Source organism: Paracoccus denitrificans (assembly GCF_900100045.1).
GTDB classification, from domain to species: Bacteria; Pseudomonadota; Alphaproteobacteria; order Rhodobacterales; family Rhodobacteraceae; genus Paracoccus; species Paracoccus denitrificans.
On the sequence record NZ_FNEA01000036.1, the window covers coordinates 1 to 19,139 of the forward strand.

15 protein-coding genes are annotated in these 19,139 nt (G+C 61.2%); 12 read left to right on the forward strand and 3 right to left on the reverse strand.

Annotated features, from left to right (window positions below):
• The first annotated feature begins 231 nt into the window (after window positions 1-231).
• Window positions 232-1,044, forward strand: a complete 813-nt coding sequence (locus tag BLT64_RS22190) for a sensor histidine kinase (RefSeq protein ID WP_011749498.1) — start codon at window positions 232-234, stop codon at window positions 1,042-1,044.
• Window positions 1,045-1,372: 328 nt separating this feature from the next.
• Here the strand turns inward: BLT64_RS22190 and BLT64_RS22195 are convergent, their stop codons facing one another.
• The 3 genes from BLT64_RS22195 to BLT64_RS22205 form a co-directional block, all read right to left on the reverse strand.
• Window positions 1,373-2,155 (reverse strand): helix-turn-helix domain-containing protein, encoded by a 783-nt coding sequence (locus BLT64_RS22195; RefSeq protein WP_049792388.1) that lies wholly within the window; start codon window positions 2,153-2,155, stop codon window positions 1,373-1,375.
• Window positions 2,156-2,266: 111 nt separating this feature from the next.
• Window positions 2,267-3,847: a class I adenylate-forming enzyme family protein gene (locus BLT64_RS22200; protein WP_011749496.1), complete on the reverse strand. Its 1,581-nt coding sequence runs from the start codon at window positions 3,845-3,847 to the stop codon at window positions 2,267-2,269.
• A 121-nt stretch (window positions 3,848-3,968) separates the two neighbouring features.
• Window positions 3,969-5,117, reverse strand: a complete 1,149-nt coding sequence (locus tag BLT64_RS22205) for an FAS1-like dehydratase domain-containing protein (RefSeq protein ID WP_011749495.1) — start codon at window positions 5,115-5,117, stop codon at window positions 3,969-3,971.
• A gap of 307 nt (window positions 5,118-5,424) precedes the next feature.
• Between BLT64_RS22205 and BLT64_RS22210 the strand changes: the two genes are divergently transcribed.
• The 11 genes from BLT64_RS22210 to BLT64_RS22260 all read left to right on the forward strand — a co-directional run bounded on the left by BLT64_RS22210 (window position 5,425) and on the right by BLT64_RS22260 (window position 19,134).
• Window positions 5,425-6,924, forward strand: coding sequence for an aldehyde dehydrogenase family protein (locus BLT64_RS22210; protein ID WP_011749494.1), 1,500 nt, complete (start codon window positions 5,425-5,427; stop codon window positions 6,922-6,924).
• Window positions 6,925-7,005: 81 nt separating this feature from the next.
• Window positions 7,006-8,238, forward strand: coding sequence for a CaiB/BaiF CoA transferase family protein (locus tag BLT64_RS22215; protein ID WP_011749493.1), 1,233 nt, complete (start codon window positions 7,006-7,008; stop codon window positions 8,236-8,238).
• 119 nt (window positions 8,239-8,357) lie between these two features.
• Entirely contained in the window at window positions 8,358-9,479 is a 1,122-nt protein-coding gene (locus tag BLT64_RS22220) for a thiolase family protein (protein ID WP_011749492.1), read from the forward strand.
• Window positions 9,476-11,773, forward strand: coding sequence for a 3-hydroxyacyl-CoA dehydrogenase/enoyl-CoA hydratase family protein (locus BLT64_RS22225; RefSeq protein WP_083373461.1), 2,298 nt, complete (start codon window positions 9,476-9,478; stop codon window positions 11,771-11,773). The genes BLT64_RS22220 and BLT64_RS22225 overlap by 4 nt, the downstream gene beginning before the upstream one ends.
• A gap of 17 nt (window positions 11,774-11,790) precedes the next feature.
• Window positions 11,791-13,545: an acyl-CoA dehydrogenase C-terminal domain-containing protein gene (locus BLT64_RS22230; RefSeq protein ID WP_011749490.1), complete on the forward strand. Its 1,755-nt coding sequence runs from the start codon at window positions 11,791-11,793 to the stop codon at window positions 13,543-13,545.
• A gap of 75 nt (window positions 13,546-13,620) precedes the next feature.
• Window positions 13,621-14,070: a tripartite tricarboxylate transporter TctB family protein gene (locus tag BLT64_RS22235; RefSeq protein ID WP_011749489.1), complete on the forward strand. Its 450-nt coding sequence runs from the start codon at window positions 13,621-13,623 to the stop codon at window positions 14,068-14,070.
• 5 nt (window positions 14,071-14,075) lie between these two features.
• Complete coding sequence (locus tag BLT64_RS22240) at window positions 14,076-15,590, forward strand: tripartite tricarboxylate transporter permease (RefSeq protein WP_011749488.1); 1,515 nt, start codon at window positions 14,076-14,078, stop codon at window positions 15,588-15,590.
• A gap of 39 nt (window positions 15,591-15,629) precedes the next feature.
• The gene (locus BLT64_RS22245; RefSeq protein ID WP_011749487.1) at window positions 15,630-16,583 is read left to right on the forward strand and encodes a Bug family tripartite tricarboxylate transporter substrate binding protein; all 954 of its coding nucleotides are present in this window, start codon (window positions 15,630-15,632) and stop codon (window positions 16,581-16,583) included.
• A 58-nt stretch (window positions 16,584-16,641) separates the two neighbouring features.
• On the forward strand, window positions 16,642-17,070 hold the full coding sequence (locus BLT64_RS22250; RefSeq protein WP_011749486.1) for a PaaI family thioesterase: 429 nt from the start codon (window positions 16,642-16,644) through the stop codon (window positions 17,068-17,070).
• A 116-nt stretch (window positions 17,071-17,186) separates the two neighbouring features.
• Entirely contained in the window at window positions 17,187-18,188 is a 1,002-nt protein-coding gene (locus BLT64_RS22255; RefSeq protein WP_011749485.1) for a TRAP transporter substrate-binding protein, read from the forward strand.
• 52 nt (window positions 18,189-18,240) lie between these two features.
• Window positions 18,241-19,134: an N-acyl homoserine lactonase family protein gene (locus BLT64_RS22260; RefSeq protein ID WP_011749484.1), complete on the forward strand. Its 894-nt coding sequence runs from the start codon at window positions 18,241-18,243 to the stop codon at window positions 19,132-19,134.
• Window positions 19,135-19,139 lie beyond the last annotated feature (5 nt).

Consider the following 19,139-nt stretch of genomic DNA (forward strand, 5'->3'; position numbering starts at 1 on the left):
CGGGATCCCGGTCTCGCAGCCGCTTGAGCAAGCGCTCGGTCGCCGCGGGATCAGGAGAGGTGGGCATGTGAGGAGGTCGTGAACGTCAAGGGCAAATGATCGGACTGATCGGGACCAGGAAAAGCACCGAGGCTCCAAGAGCGAAAAGCTCGCTGAGTTGATTTGCGCCTGTTCCGCGTATCTCCATGACGGCCGGCGGCAATCACATCGCCGTATCGACAGGCCTGACACATGACCGCACCGATCACATGCCCGGCGGCACGAATTTGCCCTTGCATGAACCGGGGCATCCACACATGGAGCCTCCGGCAAACCCGGAGCGGTTCAAACCTTCCGCCCCTGCCCGAGGAGGGAACCGACGATATCCGGCAAACCACGGCGGCGTTCAATCGAATGCAAACTCGCCTCTTTCGTTTCATCGAGGACCGCACGCGGATGCTCGCGGCCATCGGCCACGATCTTCGCACGCCCCTGACCTCGCTGCGGCTGCGCGCCGAATTCGTGACCGATCCCGAGATCCAACAGCGCATGCTGGCGACGATCGACGAGATCCAGGCCATGACCGAGGCGACGATCGCCTTCGCCCGCGGCGAGGCAACGATCGAGGAGACCCGAACCGTCGATCTGAACGCCCTGATTGGCAGCCTGTGCGACGATCTTGCGGAAATGGACCAGCCCGTCGCCTACGCCGAGGGGAAGAAAATGATCTATCGCTGCCGTCCCGACAGCCTTCGCCGCGCCCTTCGCAACATCATCGAAAACGCCCTGCGCTATGGTGGCGAGGCGAGGGTGCGCTTGTATCGTGGTAGCCACTCCGTCGATATCACCGTCGAGGACAATGGCCCGGGCATCCCCGAGGACATGCACGAGCAGGTATTCGCACCCTTCTGCCGTATCGAAACCTCCCGCAACCGCGAAACCGGAGGGGTCGGCTTGGGGCTGGCCATCGCACGAACGATCATCCGCCATCACGGCGGCGACATCGTCTTCTCGAACGATAATCCGTGTTTCAGGGTGACGATCAGCCTGCCAACGATACTATAAAATGAACTCCTATACGACGTCCGCTGATACTATTTCGATAAACTCTTCTCGGATCCAACCGGGCGTCCAAAGGTCCACTATCGATCATGCGCCCTATCCCGCACTCTCACCGAACAGCGGAACGGTCAGATAGAACGCTTACGACTATTCTGCCGCTATTCCTCGCCCTTCGCAGAGATCTTACGACGCATACTGTCCTTGCCCGAGGGCTCTATACCCCAGGTCAAGCGCATGATGAGCACAATGGCGCCCCTCCGCCCTCGTCATCCGCCACTTCTCTGACTTCGGCCCGAATGTGTAGGGCGCCTGACTATAAGATCGTCTTTCGTCAGATCGCTTCACGTGGCTGAACATCCCGTCTCTGCCATATATCAATATGCTTCAACAGCTCGGCAGCTATCTCTTCCTGCCGGGGTAGGAGATCCTCAGCCGAGCCCACCACGGTAACCGATGCGACCGATTTTCCGGCGCTGTTGCACAGGACTGACGCAAGTGCATAGCGAGTCCGGTTCTGAGTATAGTTCTTCGCGACGCGAGAGTTGCGAATGTCGCGCACTTCCGAAAGAAATTCACTGATGAGATCGCTCTCCGCATCTGGCCTGCGTCTCAGGAAATCGGTAAGCCAGCCTTCAGCTTTGCTTGCCAGAAGCGCCTTGCCTCCGGCAGACTGCAAAAGTTCCCGTCGGATGATGTGACGAGGATGGAATCCTGCCACGGGGTCAGAGCCCGCCTCTGCCACATAAACCAGTTGGTCGCCGACCAACACGCCAAGATATACCTCGGCGCGCACCTTTTCCTGAAGCTCGTGCAGATCTGCATTGCTGACCATGCCCGCGCGGATCTGCCCGCTCGTTAATATAAGGCTGTAAACCCCCGGCCCTAAAAAGAGCCGATACTGAGATCCGTCCTGCTGTTCATGCAGCCAGCCGTTGGCAAGCAACCCCTTTACAAAGCCGTGAAGGCTGCTTTTAGGCATTTCGAGTATGCGTGCCAGCTCGCCGAATGTCGTCCCCGGACGATGCACAACCTCCTCAAGTATCCGAACGACCCTGTCGATCGTTCGGTGATGATTGTGCGTGCGCTCGTCACTTGCGGCGGCCGGGGCCTTCATCCTGTTCTCCCGCTTTGCGATCCGACTGTATGAGCCTTTTTCACGATCATAGAGATCGTATAGATGGATCACAATCTGAATATCCGAACGACGACAAACCCGGAGCGACCCTCACTCCTCGGGCTGCGGCCCCTCACGCAGAAGCTCCAGCAGCGCTTTTCTTTCCACCTTTCCGGTCTGGTTGGTCGGAAGCGGCTCATATTGGATGTGCCACCGGCTGGGAACAGCGAAGGAGGCAAGCGTCCGGCGCAATTCGGCGGAAAGCGTTTCGGCCGTCGCCTCCGAATCCTCGCGGATGACCACGAAGGCCGCGACCTCTTCGCCCAGGTCGGGATGCGGGATGCCAAGGACTGCCGCCTCTGCCACGGCGGAAATGCCGGTCAGGGCGCGCTCGACCGCCGCGGGCGCGATATTTTCGCCCCCCCGGATGATGATGTCCTTGCAGCGCCCGGTGATCCACAGCAAGCCCTCGTCATCCAGTTTCCCCAGATCGCCGGTATGCAGCCAGCCATCAGCATCTATCGGAGAATTCGGATTGCCGAAATAGCCCAGCATCTGCGTCGGCGAACGCAGAAGGATCTCGCCGTCGGGCAGGCCCTCGCGCTCTTTGAAACTGATCTCGACCAGAGGCAATGGCCGACCGCTGGAGCCAGGCTTGCGCAGTGCATTTTCAGCCGAGGCGGCGGTCGCCTGGCCGGCATTTTCGCTGAGCCCGTAGCCGATGGCCACCCGCGCATCGACGCCCGGTAGCTGCTTACGTACCCGGTCCAGCAATTCGCGATGGACCGGCGCGCCGCCCATACCGATCGAGCGCAGGCTGCCAAGGTCGCGGGTCGCGATCCCTTCGTCGTCCAGCAAGCGCGTCAGCATCGTGGGCACGGCTGTCCAGCGCTCGATCCGGTGCTTCTCGATCAGTTCAAGCGCCTCGGAGGTGCTGAACCGGCCCGAGGGGAACACCAGCGTGTTGCCGGAGACCACGCCACGCATCATAGCATGCGGACCGCCGATATGGAAAAGCGGGCCGGTGTGCAGGCAAATCTCGGATTTGGGCGCACTTACGTCATAAGGCAGGCGCCGCGTGATATGCATCATCATCATCATCGACGCGATGAACGACCGATGCGCCAGGACGACGGCTTTGGCTCGACCCTCGGTTCCCGAGGTGAAGATGATGACGGCCGGGGCGTTCTCGTCATCGGGGACCGTCACATCCGGGGCCTCGCCCGTCCCGGCCTCTCCGCCCCAGGCTTCGGTCAGTAGCGATTGCGAGACCCTGCCGGCGCAGCGGTCATCGGCAAGCACTAGCTTTGGTTCGGTGAAGTAGATGGCATATTCGATTTCCTCGGGGCTCCACCAAGCATTGCCCAGGACCGGAACCGCCCCCAGCCTTACAACCGCCCAGAAATTGACGACCCAGTCCGGGCTGTTCCAGCCGAGGATCATCACCCGGTCGCCGGCGGCGATCCCCGAGCGCTGCAGCTGCAGAGCCTTCGATCCGGACGCATCTCGCAACCCCGCGAAAGTAAGGACCCGGTCACCCTGGATCACGTAAGGGCGGTCGCCCCAGAAGCTGGCAAAGGAAAACAATTCACTGATCCGGTGCGGCCGATCAGCATAGATCCGGTAGGGGATTCCGCCAATCGCTTCGGTGACGATCGACTTGCTCCAAAACTGTCGGGATTCAGGCGTCATTTTTCACTGACCTTATCTTCAACGGGGCGACATGTGCACAAAGCCCTATGGCATCCATCCATCCCTGTCCGGCACCGGGATGGCGGCGACACCGGACAGGTGGTGCTTGCTGCGGCGGCGATCACCCTTTGGTGGGAAGCGCGACCACAGCTTCGCCAGGCATGCAGTTCTGATCGCGCTGGTTCATCGCCCAGGTTTCGATCCGCACCACATGATCACCGTCCGCATCGATCTCCTTAGCGGTGACCCGGCCGCCCAGCCTTAGAACATCGGACAGGTAGACATGCGCGCGATATTGCGAGTTGGCCACCTTCAGCCGCCCGGCGTCGCCCATCCAGTTCGTCAACGAGTGGATCTGCCAGCAGGTTCGCTGGATACCGACGTCATAGGCCGCCTGCGCCCCCTGAAGTCGGGCGGCATAGTCGTTGTAGTGGACCGAGTAAACCGGCTCGAGAGCATGGGTAGACGGATCGCGGAATGCCCATTTGGGATGCTTGCGATAGCGCTTCAGCGCGACTTTGTGGGCACAGATCCGCGGGATCGGCGCGGCACCGGAGGCGACGAAGGCGACTTCGTCCGTCAGTCCGATGGGCCCCTTGGTAAGCGAACCCATCTCATCGCCGACATTCACGTCCTCCCAATAGCGCGGGACCGAGCCGCGGATCTCCTCTGAAAGGATGTCGTTCTCGATCTGCTCCAGTTGCTCGGGCGTCCACGGATGGGGCAGCTCGATCTTGCGGCTCTCGCGGCGCTTCTGCATCTCACCACGCTCGAAGCGCATACGCGAACAGATGAAGCGCGCGACCAGTTCGTCATCCTGGTTGAAGTATTCCTGACGCAGATAATCCTTGATGCTGCGACCACCGAATGCGCTGTCCTTGGGTCCGTCGAAACCGTCAAAGGTCACCTTGGCAAGGATGCGGTCACCCTCGCGGATCGGCTTGTAGAAGTCCAGCTTGGTTTCCGCATGGAACCCGCCCAGACCCGGCCAGCCCACCTGGATCGAAGCAAGGCACGCGAAGATGAAGCTGGGCGGCGCAATCAGGCCTCCATACGGGCTTTCACCCGCATAATCGCGATCCGTCCAAAGCGGGTTGTCGTCGCCTATCCCTTCACAAAAGCGCGTAATCGCGTGACGCGTTGCGTACTCGTTGTTCACGCAATGATCGGTGCGCAGATCTGTCCCGATCAGGTTGCGCATGTTCTGGAGCATTTCTTCGCTAAGCGTCGCCTTGGCGAGCTCCTGAGTGATTTCGGTCGCAGCAGTCACGGGTTCTCCCTCCTCGTCGGCTCGATCTTGCCAGAGCAGTCATTGTTCATAATATTGAATGATCGTTCGTATATGTGTATATTGTGATTCGACCCCTCGGTCAACACCCCGCGTCAGCTAAGCCGGGCCTAGGCACGCGCCGCCCAAGTGATGATCTAAATAATATAAATGATTTACTGATGCGAGATGATATGTCAATGTCGCGACTGACACAGCTGCCAGTTCGGTTGCCTCGAACAACCCTCCCACCGCAGACGCGGCCGTTGCGGCAGCTCCGACACTGCACTTTGAAACAGGAGCCTCTGGGATGAATGCCAATCTGAACTCGATTCGTGCGAAGCTGGAAATCCGCCCCGGCCGCCTTTTCATCGGCGGCCAGTGGCTGGATTGGGACGGGGCTCGCTTCGATCAGATCAATCCCAATGATAACCAGATCATTGGCACCTTCGCCGAGGCCGGACAACGTGGCGTGGATCTCGCTGTCGCCGCCGCCCGCCATGCATTTGATGACGGCCCTTGGCCTACCCTGCCCGCGCAGGACCGCAAGCGCATCCTCCAACCCATCATCGAGCGGATCTATGAACTTGAAGCCGAGCTTGCCACGCTCCAGACGCTCGACAACGGGATGCCCTACAGCTTCAGCCGCCATTCGCGCGCCTCGGGCAAGTCCTGCGCCGACATCCTGGACCATCATGCGGGCTGGTGTGACAAGATCACCGGCGAGACGTTTCCGCGCCATTCATCCAGTTCGAACCTGCAATATCTGACCTACCGCGATCCGGTCGGCGTCGTGGGCGCGATCCTTGCGTGGAACGTGCCCCTGAACATGTTTGCAATCAAGGTGGGACCGGCCCTTGCAAGCGGCTGCACCGTCGTGCTGAAGCCGTCGGAATACACCAACCTCGCGGTGACCCGGCTGGTCGAGATCTTTGCCGAAAGCGATCTGCCGCCCGGAGTCGTCAACTTCGTCACCGGCGGGGCCGAGACCGGGGCCGCGCTTGCAGGCCATCCAGGCGTTGACAAGGTGACATTTACCGGCAGCGCGGCAGTGGGTGAGCGGATCGTCTCCGTCAGCGGCGCCAACATGAAGCGGCTGTCTTTGGAACTGGGAGGCAAAAGCGCGGGCATCGTGTTCCCGGAGGCGCGCAGCGTGGCGAGCGCCGCCACCACCATGATGGGTCTTTGCTCGACCTTCCTGTCGGGCCAGGTCTGCACCACGCCAAGCCGTGCGCTGGTGCATCGTTCGATCTTTGATGAATTCGTCCATCATGCCAGCGAGCAGGTGAAGCAGGTCCGCTTCGGCGACCCATTCGATCCCGCCACGACATCTGCGCCAATCATCTCTCGCGCGCAGGTCGAACGCATCCGCAACCTAATCGATAGCGGGATCGAACAGGGCGCTCGCCTGGCTTTCGGGGGCGAGGAGTGCGACGACATCCCCGGAGGCGGCAACTGGATCGCCCCGGCCCTATTTCTCGATGTCGATCCCGGAATGCGCATCGCGCGCGAAGAATTCTTCGGGCCGGTCTTGTGCGCCATCCCCTTCGACAGCGAGGAGGAGGCAATCCGTCTGGCCAATGACAGCGAATATGGCTTGGCTGGCTGCATCTTCACCACTGACATTGCCCAAGGGATGCGCGTCGCCCGCTCGATTCGCACTGGCGCGATTGGCATCAATGGCTATGCCAGCGTCGCCAATGCCCCGATGGGTGGGGTCAAGCGCTCCGGCCTGGGCCGCGAAGGTGGCTGGGCCTCGATCGATGCGTTCACCGAAATCAAGACCGTGGCCATCAACCTCGATGGTTGAGGCCTCCTCTCATGTCACCGGCCGGTCATCGACCGGGCGGAAACCGCAATCGGCCATTGGGCACGACAATCGGAGTTTTTCATGACGACAACTCTCTCTCCCTCTGACGCAGGCGCCGTGGTCGGGGAAGCGCCCCTGTCGGGCGTCACGGTCATCGACCTTTCGCATGTTTATAACGGCCCCTATGCCACCTTTCTGATGGCGCTGGCCGGAGCCGAGGTTATCAAGGTCGAACCGCATACCGGCGAGCATCTGCGCAGCAGGGGCGACATGGGGGGGGCCGCCCTGCCCTTCGCCATGCTGAATTCGAACAAAAAGCCGATAACGCTTGATCTCAAGTCTGAGCAGGGCAAGGAGATTCTGCGCAAACTGGTAAAGAAGGCCGATATTCTCGTCGAGAACTTCGCCCCAGGCGTCATGGAGAGACTGGGCTTGGGTTCGGCAGCACTGCGCCAAATCAATCCCCGTCTGATTTATGGGTCGAGTTCCGGCTATGGCAAGGACGGTCCTTATCGTAACTACCCGGCAATGGATCTGGTCATGCAGGCGATGTCGGGTGTCATCAACTCGACAGGCCATCCTGATCATCCCCCGGTGAAATCGGGCGCGGCACTGTGCGATTTCTTTGCCGGGATCCATCTGTATTCCGCCATCATGACGGCGCTTTTTGCGCGCGAACGTACAGGCCGGGGCCAAACGGTCGAGGTGTCGATGCAGGATGCGACGTATTGTTCACTCGCTTCGAACTACGGGATGCTGAATGCCCGCGGCGATGCCGCTCCCGAGCGGACAGGGAATCGTCACGGCGGCCTGGGCGTTTCACCCTACAACGCCTATCCCACGAAGGACGGCTATGTGGTGGTCAACTCGCCTGGCGACCGGCATTTCAACGCCATCCTGGACGTGATTGGCCGACCGGAACTGAAAGAGGATCCCCGCCTGAACTCTCGCGGCGCGAGGGTGCAGAACTTCCAGCTAGTGGATGAATTGCTGGAAACATGGACACGTGACCGCACCAAAAACGAGGTAGCGGACCAGATGCTGAAGGCCGGTGTGCCATGCGCACCTGTGCGCAACCTGCGCGAAGTAATGAACGATGAAAACATGCACGCACGCGGCAGCTTACAATGGGTGGATCATCCCGAATTGGGCCGGGTCGTCCTGCCGCACACTCCGCTGAACTTCGAGGGCGTGCCACGACGCCCGCTGGAGCCAAGCCTGCCGTTGGGGGCAAGCAACGAAGAGGTGATCGTCGGCATGCTGGGCTATTCGAAAGAGGAATTCGACAGGCTCGTACAGCAAAAGATCGTCTAACCACCTGGCTATCGCCAGGCCTCGCGGTACGGCCTTGCCACTATCCCTACCGGAGTCTGGAGGCCTTACCGGGATAGCTGGCAAACCAGTTTTCAACACATGTCTTGAGGATATTGCAGATGCAGGGCGCCTATATCGTCGACTACATTCGCACTCCGTTCACGCCGGCCCGCAAAGGCGCCCTGGCAGCAACGCGCCCGGACGAACTGGCAGGTGGTCTGCTTTCCACGATGGTGGAGCGCAGCGGTTTTCCCGCCGAAGAGATCGAGGACATCATCCTTGGCTGTGCGTTCCCCGAGGGTGAACAAGGACTGAATATCGCCCGTTGCGCCGCACTGCATGCCGGATTGCCGCAGACAATTGCTGGTTCCACCGTCAACCGCTGGTGTGGTTCGTCCATGCAAGCCATACAAATGGCCGCTGGCGCCATCGCCATGGGTGCGGGCGATGCCTTTCTGGCCGGCGGCGTGGAATCCATGACCCGCGTGCCGATGATGGGGTTCAATCCCCTGCCAAATCCTGCGTGGCCCTCCGATCGCCGGATGTCGCTTTTGAACATGGGCCTGACGGCGGAAATCCTGGCAGACCGATACGGGATCACGCGGGCCGAACAGGACGATTATGCGGCAAAGAGCCAGTCCAAAGCCCTCGCCGCCCAGTCCGAAGGCCGCCTGTCGGACGAAATCGCCAGCTCCGCCGATACCGACAAGGACGGCTGCCCACGCCAGACCAGCGTCGAGAAGCTTGCCGGTTTGCAGCCCGTGTTCCGGGCCGACGGATCGGTAACCGCCGGCAATTCCTCGCCCCTGACCGATGGCGCCTCGCTAACGCTGATATGCTCGGAAAACTTCGTCAAACGGCATAGCCTTGTCCCGCTGGCCCGCATCGTCGGCTACGCCGTCTCTGGCTGCGCGCCCGAAATAATGGGAATCGGACCAGTCGAGGCCACGCGCAAGGCATTGGCCAGATCCGCCATTTCGGCTGCCGATCTCGATGTGATCGAGATGAACGAAGCCTTCGCTGCCCAGGTGCTGGCCTGCTGCCGCGAGCTGGATATCGATCCCGCCAGACTCAATCCAGATGGCGGCGCGATTGCGCTCGGCCATCCTCTGGGCGCGACCGGCGCGCGTCTGGCAGGCAAGGCGGCACGTCTACTGGTGCGGGGTGGCGGTCGTTACGGCCTTGCGACGCAATGCATCGGTGGCGGCCAAGGTATAGCCATGGTGCTGGAGGCCGCATGATAACCGCCATCGAAAAGGTAGCCGTACTTGGCGCTGGCGTCATGGGCGCAGGCATTGCCGCGCATCTGGCGAATGCGGGTGTGCGGGTCGTTCTGCTGGATGTCGACAAGGCGGCAGCCGATGCCGGCATCCGGCGCGCGCGCGACGAGGGTGGTTTCATGGACCCGGCATTCGCGGCCCGCATCGCGACGGGATCGACCGTCAGGGACCTTTCCCTTCTCGCGGACGCGGATTGGATCGTCGAGGCCTTGCCCGAGCGGTTGGCGCTGAAGCAAAGCCTTTACCGGCAGCTTCAAGGCATACGCAAACCCGGCTCGATCTTGTCATCGAACACCTCGACGATACCGCTTGCCGCGCTGGTCGGCGGCATGGCCGGGGACTTCGCGGCCGATTTCCTGATCACCCATTTCTTCAACCCACCGCGGCGGATGCGGCTGCTGGAACTGGTCGCGGGTCCGGCCACCCGCCCCGAGATCGTCGCCCTGATCACGGACTTCTGCGACCGCAGGCTGGGCAAGGACGTGGTGTCCTGCCGCGACACTCCGGGATTCATCGCCAACCGGATCGGCAATTACTGGATGATCGCCGCCCAGAACGAAGCGATCCGGCTGGGATTGGACATCGAGGACGCGGATGCGATCATCGGGCGTCCATTCGGCATTCCGGCGACGGGAATCTTTGGCCTGATGGATCTGGTCGGCATCGACCTCGTCCCTACCGTTATTCGCAGCTTGCAAGACGCACTGCCGCCCGAAGATGCGATCAACGCCTATGAGGCCGAACCACCAATCGTCGGCCGGCTGATCGCCGAAGGACGCACGGGGCGCAAGGCGGGCGCCGGCTATTTCCGGCGTTCTGCCGGGCGGGTGCAAGAGGTGATGGATCTGAAGACCGGCGACTACCGTGCGAAGCGGGACGGCATCCCGGCATGCGTTGCAGAAACCCACGGCGATCCGCGAAAGCTGATGGAGCACGATTCTACGGGTGGCGAATATGCCCTGCGCGTGATGCAGGGTACGCTTGCCTATGCGGCGAGCCTTGCGCCCAAGATCGCCGACGGCCCCGATGCGGTCGATGACGCGATGCGCGGCGGCTATGGCTGGAGTATAGGGCCCTTCGAAATGATCGACCGGCTTGGACCGGATTGGCTCGCCGGCGTTATTGCGGCAAGCGGCGAAACCTTGCCGCCCTATCTTGCCCTAGCGGCGGAACGCGGCGGCTTCCATTCGATCCGCGACCGCATCAGAACCGCACTTCTGCCGGATGGAGGCACGGCGCCCCGCCGTCGCACCGAAGGCGCCCTGAGCCTTGGCGAACTGACCCAGTCGGGCAAGCCCTTTGCGGATAACGGCTGCGCGGCGTTGTGGGATATAGGCGAAGGCGTCGCTTGCCTGGAAATCCGCACCAAGATGAACACCCTGTCGCCGCCTCTGCTGGAGGCTATCGACAAGGCTCTTGACGCCGTGGGCCAGAACTTCAGGGCCTTGGTCATCGGCAGTGACGCGCCTCGGTTCAGCGCCGGGGCAGACCTGTCGGCGCTGCTTCGCGCTGTCGAGGCGGGCGGACCGGATGAACTTCTCAGGACCATCCACGCGGGACAACGGGTCTTCGCGGCCATCAAGCGGGCGCCCTTCCCTGTCGTCGGAGCGGCCACCGGCATCGCACTTGGCGGCGGGTGCGAGCTGCTTTTGCACTGCGACGCGATCCAAGCCCATGCGGACCTTCAGATGGGCCTTGTCGAGACGAAAGTAGGGTTGGTTCCAGGCTGGGGAGGATGCAAGGAGCTTTTGCTGCGCACCACCGCCGCACCTTCCGGGGGGCGTGGACCGGCGGCGATTGCAGCCAGCGTGTTTGATGTGATCGCCAATGCACGCGTGTCATCAAGCGCATTCGACGCGCGCAAGCTTGGATACCTGCGCCCTTCGGACAACATCACGATGAACCTCGACCGGTTGCTGGCCGATGCACGGCAATGCGCGCTTGAACTGGCAGACGGATACGCCGCGCCGCAAGCGGAAACGCTTGCCTTGGCAGGCCCTTCGGGTCTGTCCGGTCTCGAGGCCCAGATCGACAGCGGGGTTCTGAGCGGTCGGATGACCGCCCATGACAGGCAGATCGGCCTCGCACTCGTAGGTATCCTGACCGGCGGTGCCCTCGCTGACCCGATCCGCCCGCTGTCTGAGGATGAGCTGCTGGCGCTGGAAGCCGAGGCATTCATCGAACTGTTCTACACACCGCAAACCCGTGATCGCATCGACCATATGCTTGCAACCGGAAAACCTTTGCGGAACTGACCGAGGAATAAACCACGATGGCCACCTATACCCCCCCACTAGAAGAATATGGCTTTCTTCTGAAAGAGGTATTCGACTTCGATCAGACGATGGCCGCATTGCCTGCCCATGACGGGACAGATGCAGAACTGGCTCTTTCGGTTCTGGAAGAGGCGGGGAAATTCTGCACTGGCATTCTTGAACCGCTCAACCGTTCTGGTGACGAGGAAGGCTGCCGCCTGGAAAACGGCGAGGTGGTCACCCCGCGCGGCACGAAAGAGGCATATTGCGCTTTCGTCGAAGCGGGCTGGGGTGCCCTGTCCGGCGAGTTGGAATTCGGCGGCCAGGGGCTGCCTCGCGTGGTCCAGATCCTGCTGGACGAGATGCTTTCGTCCACGCATCTGTCCTTCGGCCTGTTCACCGGCCTGACGCGCGGCGCGGCGGAGGCACTGGCCAGCCACGCGAGCGACGAATTGCGCCGGACCTATCTGCCCAGACTTATTTCCAGCGAGTGGAGCGGCGTCATGGCGCTGACCGAAGCCTCGGCGGGAACCGATCTTGGCCTGCTTACCAGCCGCGCAGAACCTGTGGGGGATGGATCATTTCGTATTACCGGAACGAAAATCTTCATCTCGTCGGGCGACCACGATTTCGGGGGCAACGTAATCCATCTGGTGTTGGCCCGCCTGCCTGATGCCCCTAAAGGGGTGAAAGGGATCAGCCTGTTCCTGGTGCCCAAGTTTCTCGTGAACCCGGATGGTACGCTCGGGGAGCGCAATGCCATGGCTGTGGGATCACTGGAGCATAAGATGGGCATCCACGCGCAGCCAACCTGCGTGATGAACTACGATGGTGCTATCGGCTGGCTCGTTGGCGAGGAAGGTCGCGGGCTGAACGCGATGTTCACCATGATGAACGCCGAGCGCCTGTTCGTCGGCATCCAGGGTCTGGGCATCTCGGAAATCGCCAACCAAAAGGCCATCGCCTATGCGCACGATCGCAAGCAGGGCCGATCGCTCGACGGTACGCGCAGCCCTGTCCCGATCATCGAGCATCCCGACGTGCGCAAGCTGCTGCTGACCGGGCGCAGTCTGACCGATGCCTCACGGGGTCTGGCGGTGTGGACGGCGATGCAGATGGACATCGCTGCACGCCATCCCGATGCGCAGGTCCGGGCCGACGCCGGGGATCTGGTTGCACTGCTGACCCCCGTCATCAAGGCCGCCTTCACCGATTTCGGCTTCGAGACGGCCGTGGCCTCGCAGCAGGTGCTGGGTGGCCACGGCTATATCCGCGAATGGGGCATGGAGCAGTTCGTACGCGACGTGCGCATCGCGCAGATCTATGAGGGCACAAACGGCGTGCAGGCCATGGATCTGGTCACCCGCAAGGTCACCGCAAAAGGTGGCACGGTCGCGGCGCGGTTCTTTGCTGCCATCCGAGCCGACCTTTCGACCCCTGCGGGCAACAGCCACAGCCGCCTAATCCGGGAAGCGACCGAAGCTGCGCTGGCGAGGCTGGAGCGGGTGACGGCGGAAGTCCTTGCCGGTCAGGGCAACCCCGCCACCGCCGGAGCAGCCGCCACAGACTACCTGCGCCTGTTCGCGCTGACCGCCTGCGGCTGGATGTGGGCTCGCATGGTTGGGGCGGCGGACCCCGAGGTTTCAGAGACGCAGCGCCGCCGTGTCGGATTGGCGAATTATTTCGCCGCGCGTGTCCTGCCTCAGACCATCGGATTGGAAAACATGCTTCTGGCCGGTCCCGATACACTGATGGCCGTCGATCTTTCCTGAAGGACTGAGTGAATACGGTCAAAGGGAAGGCAAGGAAGCGCCACAGGGCGAAGCAGCGTCGGAGGAGAGAGGAACATGCAGAATCGAGACTTCCAAGACATCGCCGGCGGTGCAATTCTGCTGATGATTGGCGGTTATGCGGCGCTCCATTCGTTGGCCGAGCTCAGTACCGGCACGGTTGGACGGATGGGGCCGGGGATGTTTCCCACAATCATCGGTGTTTTCATCGCCGTCATGGGTCTGCTGATCATGGTTCCCGCCTTCTTCCGGTCGGGACAGCCCATCAGCTTTGACTTGCGATCAACGGCGATGATCCTTCTGTCGATCCTAGTCTTCGGGTTGATGATCCGGCCCTTTGGGCTGGTACCCGCAGTGATAGCGCAGACCGTCGTCGCTTCGCTCGCCGACGGCAAGCGTTCGTGGCGCGAGATAGCGATGCTGTGCCTTCTCCTGTGCACCCTTGCGACGCTGATCTTCAAGCTGGGCTTCGGCCTGCAAGTGCCCATCGCGAACTGGCCTTGGTGATTATCATGGAAAATGACCTGATCTCCAGCATCTCGATCGGATTGGCGACAGCGCTCACCTGGTCGAACCTTGGCTTCTGCCTGGGCGGCGTCCTTCTGGGCATGTTTGTGGGTGTGCTGCCCGGCATCGGCGCGATGACCGCGATCTCGATGCTGATGCCACTGGTCTATCACCTCGACCCGACTTCCGCCCTGATCATGTTGGGCGGGATCTGGTACGGCACGGCTTATGGCGGCAGCATCGCCTCGATCCTGCTGAACCTGCCCGGCACGCCCTCCACCGCCGTGACCTGCCTGGACGGCTATCCCATGGCGCGGCAGGGACGCGCCGGGATCGCGCTGTTCATGACCACAGTCGCCTCCTTCTTCGGCGCAAGCGTGGGCATCGTCCTGATGATGCTGTTCTCGCCCGTCATCGTGAACGTCGCCTTCAACTTCACCTCGGCCGAATATTTCTCGCTGATGGTTCTGGGGCTGATCGCCGCATCCACCATATCGGCGGAATCGCCGGTCAAGGGGCTTGCCATGGTGGGGATCGGCATCCTGCTGGGCTTGGTCGGCATGGACCTTTATGCCAGCGTGCCGCGCTTTACCCTTGGCTTTTACGAATTGCTGGAAGGGATCAGTCTGGTCGCGCTGGCTCTGGGCATCTTCGGGGTCGCCGAGATCATCGCCAGCGCGCGCATCGATCAAAGCGGAACGCTGATGAGCAAGGTCACCTTCAGGTCGATGATCCCGACCCAGGACGACCGGCGCCGTTCACTCATGCCGATGGTGCGCGGTTCAGGGGTCGGGGCCTTCTTCGGCATCCTTCCCGGCATCGGACCGTCGATCGCATCCTTCCTGGCCTATGCCTGGGAGCGCAAGGTCGCTGACGAACCGCAACGCTTCGGCCATGGTGCCATCGAAGGCATCATTGCGCCCGAAGCGGCGAACAACGCCGCCGACCAGGCCGCGTTCATCCCGACGATGACGCTGGGCATTCCCGGCAGCCCGACCATGGCACTGATCATCGGCGTCCTGATCATCCACGGCATCACGCCCGGACCGACGCTGGTGACCGAGCGACCGGACCTGTTCTGGGGACTCATCATGAGCTTCTGGATCGGGAACATTCTGCTTTTGATCATCAATATCCCGCTGATCGGCATCTGGGTGCGGCTCCTGCAGGTGCCCTATGGCTACCTCTATCCGGCGGTGGTGATGTTCATGTGCATCGGTGCCTTCACGATCCACAACAACCCTTTCGACGTGTTCTCGATCATGGTGTTCGGACTGGTGGGCTATGGGATGCGGGTGCTGGCCTTTCCGGTCGCACCGCTGATCCTGGGTTTTGTGCTTGGCCCCCTGATGGAGGAGCATTTCCGCAGGGCCATGACGATCTCGTTCGGCGATCCGATGGTGTTTCTGCAACGACCGGTCTCGGCCGGAATTCTGGCCATCACGGCCCTGTTCCTGCTGTTCTCACTGGTATCCTTCATCAGGACCAAGGCTGCGGGGACTCGGGCAAGGGGCGGCTGAACATACCGAACCTGTTGGATTGAGGAGGAGAATAAAATCATGAGAAGATTCAAGAAAATTCTGGCTACTGCCGTTCTGAGCGTGCTGCCCATCGCCGCGATGTCCCAAGGCACCTATCCCGAGCGGCCGATCACGATGATCGTGCCCTTTGCCGCAGGAAATTCCGCCGACATTCTTGCCAGGGTATTGGCCGATCATGTCGGACGCCAATTGAACACCAGCATCGTCATCGAAAACCGGCCGGGCGCGGAAAGTATCTTGGGCGCGACGACCGCCGCACGGGCCCAGGCCGACGGCTATACGATCATGCTCGCCAGCACCTCGGCGTTAGCGGCGGCGCCCGCGCTGAACTCGAACCTGCCCTATGATCCGGTCACCGATTTCGCGCCAATCACGCAGATATCGCTACAACCCTATGTCATCGTGGTGCGCCCCGACCATCCTGCCCAAGACATAGGGCAGCTGATCCAGATGGCCAAGGACGATCCGGGCCGGATCACCTTCGCAAGCAGCAACACCACGACGCGCGTCGCCTCGGAGCTGTTCCGCTCGATGGCGGAGATCGAGCTGACCAACATTCCCTATACCGGAACGGATCAGGCGTTCCTCGACGTACGCAATGGACAGGTGACGATGATGTTCGCTGGCAGCACCTCGGCATTGCCGCAGATCGCACAAGGAACGCTACGGCCGCTTGCGGTGTCTTCTGCCGATCGCTGGGAGGAACTGCCGGATGTTCCGACTTTGGGCGAGGTCGTGCCTGGTTACGAGTTCAGCGCTTGGCACGCCCTGGTCGCGCCCGCCGCGGCGCCGGACGAGGTAATTTCCGTCCTGAACGCGGCATTCCATGCCGCGATGAACGATCCCGAGATCGCAGCGCAGGTCGATGTCGCTCTTTTCCCTACGACACCGGACGAGTTGAGCGCGACCATCCAGCGTGACATCGACGTCTGGCGCGAGATCGTTGAAGAGGCGGGCCTACCCGTTAACTAACTCTTTCCCGACTGGATTTGACGCCGGCCGCTGGAAATCAGACAGAGCGAGGATGCCTATGACAGACCCCACAAGTCGGGACACATTGGAACAAAACTGGCAGCCCATTGCACGACCGGGATTCAACGAGCTGATCGGACCGATCGAGTTCCGCGATGATCCGGACGGTATCCGCTTTCGCTTCCTCGCCGAAGCGAAGCATCGCAACTCCCGTGGGGTCGTGCATGGCGGAATGCTGATGTCCTTTGCCGATACCGCATTGGGAACGACGATCCGTAAGGGCCGGGCTTCCCGCGTGCAGGCGACCGTGCAACTCGAGCTGCATTTTGTCAGACCCGCCCCAATGGATGGATTTATTGAAATGCACTGCCGGATCATACGGGAAACCCGCAACCTCGCCTTTGCCGATGGGGACATTCTTGCTGATGGCGAAATCGTCGCCATGGCTCGCGGCGTCTGGAAAGTGCTCGTCTCGAAGTCAGATTGAACTTCTCGCAAAAATAGATCTTCGCTGTATATCATATAGATGATATATAACGTAATGCAGAGCTTTCGGTGTCATGCCGCGCCTGCGGAGTCACCGTTATCGAGGGAGAAGATAACATGAAGACCGTCGCTGCTGTTGTTGCCACGCTTCTTGGCACGGCCTCATTTGCCCACGCAGAAACACTGGTGTTTGCCCATGGCTTCCAGCCAGCCCATGTTGTGTTTGCGCACGGTGTGGAGCCGTGGATGGAATGCGTCGCCCAGAAAGGCGAAGGTCGCGTAACGTTCACGCATTTCCCGGGCGGCCAGATCTCCACCCATCCGGCGGCCATCGACTCGCTCAATAGCGGTGTCGCTCAGGTTTCCGCAGTGATCCTGTCCTACGTGAGCGAAAAAATGCCTCTGAACGGCGTCACATTGTTGCCCGACATGGGAAATTCCTCGGTCGAAATGGTGACCGCCTATCGCAAGGCCCTGGACGAGGGTGGGCCACTGCTGGAAGAATACCACCAGAACCAATTGCAGCCGATCCTCGTAAACCTGCTACCGCCCTATCAGTTCCTGTCCGGCGTGGGTGTAGTCGATACAGTGGAAAAGTTCCGCAACCTGAAGGCGTCGATCGGTGGTGGCAGTCAGCTGATGATGGCCGAAAGCATGGGCACCAGCCCAGTCTATATCACCGCTGCCGACATGTATGTCGCGATGCAGCGAAAGACCGTGGACGGTACCTTCCTGACGCTGGCCAGCGCCAAGCCCTATTCGCTGACCGAGGTCATGAATGCCGTCAGCGCGAATGGGTCTTTCGGATCAGGGGCCTCGGTGATCTCGATGGACAAGGCGACATATGACGGGCTTGCGCCGGAATCCCGGGAACTGCTGGACGATTGCGGCCGCGAGGCGGAAATGGCGCTGGCACGTCATGGCGATGCTGAAAACGAACGGCTGAAAACCGAACTCGCCGCAATGGGAATCGAGGTCTACGAATTCTCCCCCGAGACGCTGACCGAAATTTCAGCGCTCATGGCTGATGTCGCGGATCATTATGTCGCGCGGATCGAGCAACTGGGCCGTCCCGGCAGCGAAGCCCTGCAAAGCTATCGCGCCGCTCTGGGCCGCTGAGTTCCGCAACTGGACGCACCTGCCGGATATCCCGTGCGGGTGCGTTGTCAAGATGGAGGCCAAGGTGATTTCCCTACCCGAAACCGCGTTTCTGGATAGTGCGGCCATACCACGCGACGACGACGTCTATCAGGTCTGGGCGGTCTGTTACGGCAGCGGGCAAAACCAGCGCGTCCATGACAACTTCATCCGGCGCGACATGCATGACGGGCCGATGCCGCTCGACTATTTCCTATGGGTGGTGCGTAACGCAAATCGCACAATCCTCGTCGATACCGGGATGCGCCCCGAAGCTTCTGTCCAGCGCGGCCGCCCCATCGCCTTCGATCCGGTCGAAGGGCTGGAGCGCATCGGCATCGCCGCCGACAGCATCAGCGATATCGTCATCACTCACCTGCACTGGGATCATGCTGGCAATATCCACCGCTTCGCCAACGCCCGGCTACATCTTCAGGAAACCGAAATTGCATTTGCCACCGGCAGATGCATGTGTGACGCGTTGCATCGCTATCCCTTCGACGTAGAGGATGTCGTCACCGTAGTGCGTAAGACCTACGCCGACCGCGTGACCTTTCATTGCGGCGACGGGGACTTCCTGCCTGGCACCTCACTCCACATCTTTCCCGGCCACAGCCCCGGCGTGCAGGGGGTGCGCGTCAATACGGTGCGCGGACCAATCCTGCTTGCCTCGGACGCGGCGCACTATTTCGCCAATGTGCTGCATCGCAAACCATTCATCGTTACGGTGGATACGCGCGACACCCTGGCGTCGTATACAAAGCTGATGAAGGTTGCGGGCGGGATGGACAGGCTCGTTCCGGGACATGATCCCAAAATCCGGCGCTATTACCCCGCCTGCATCGTGAACGGCGTCGAACTGATCGCATTGCACGAAACGCCTGACCCGATTGACCTGGCCGAACTGGGCCGGTTCGATGATTTCTGATTCAA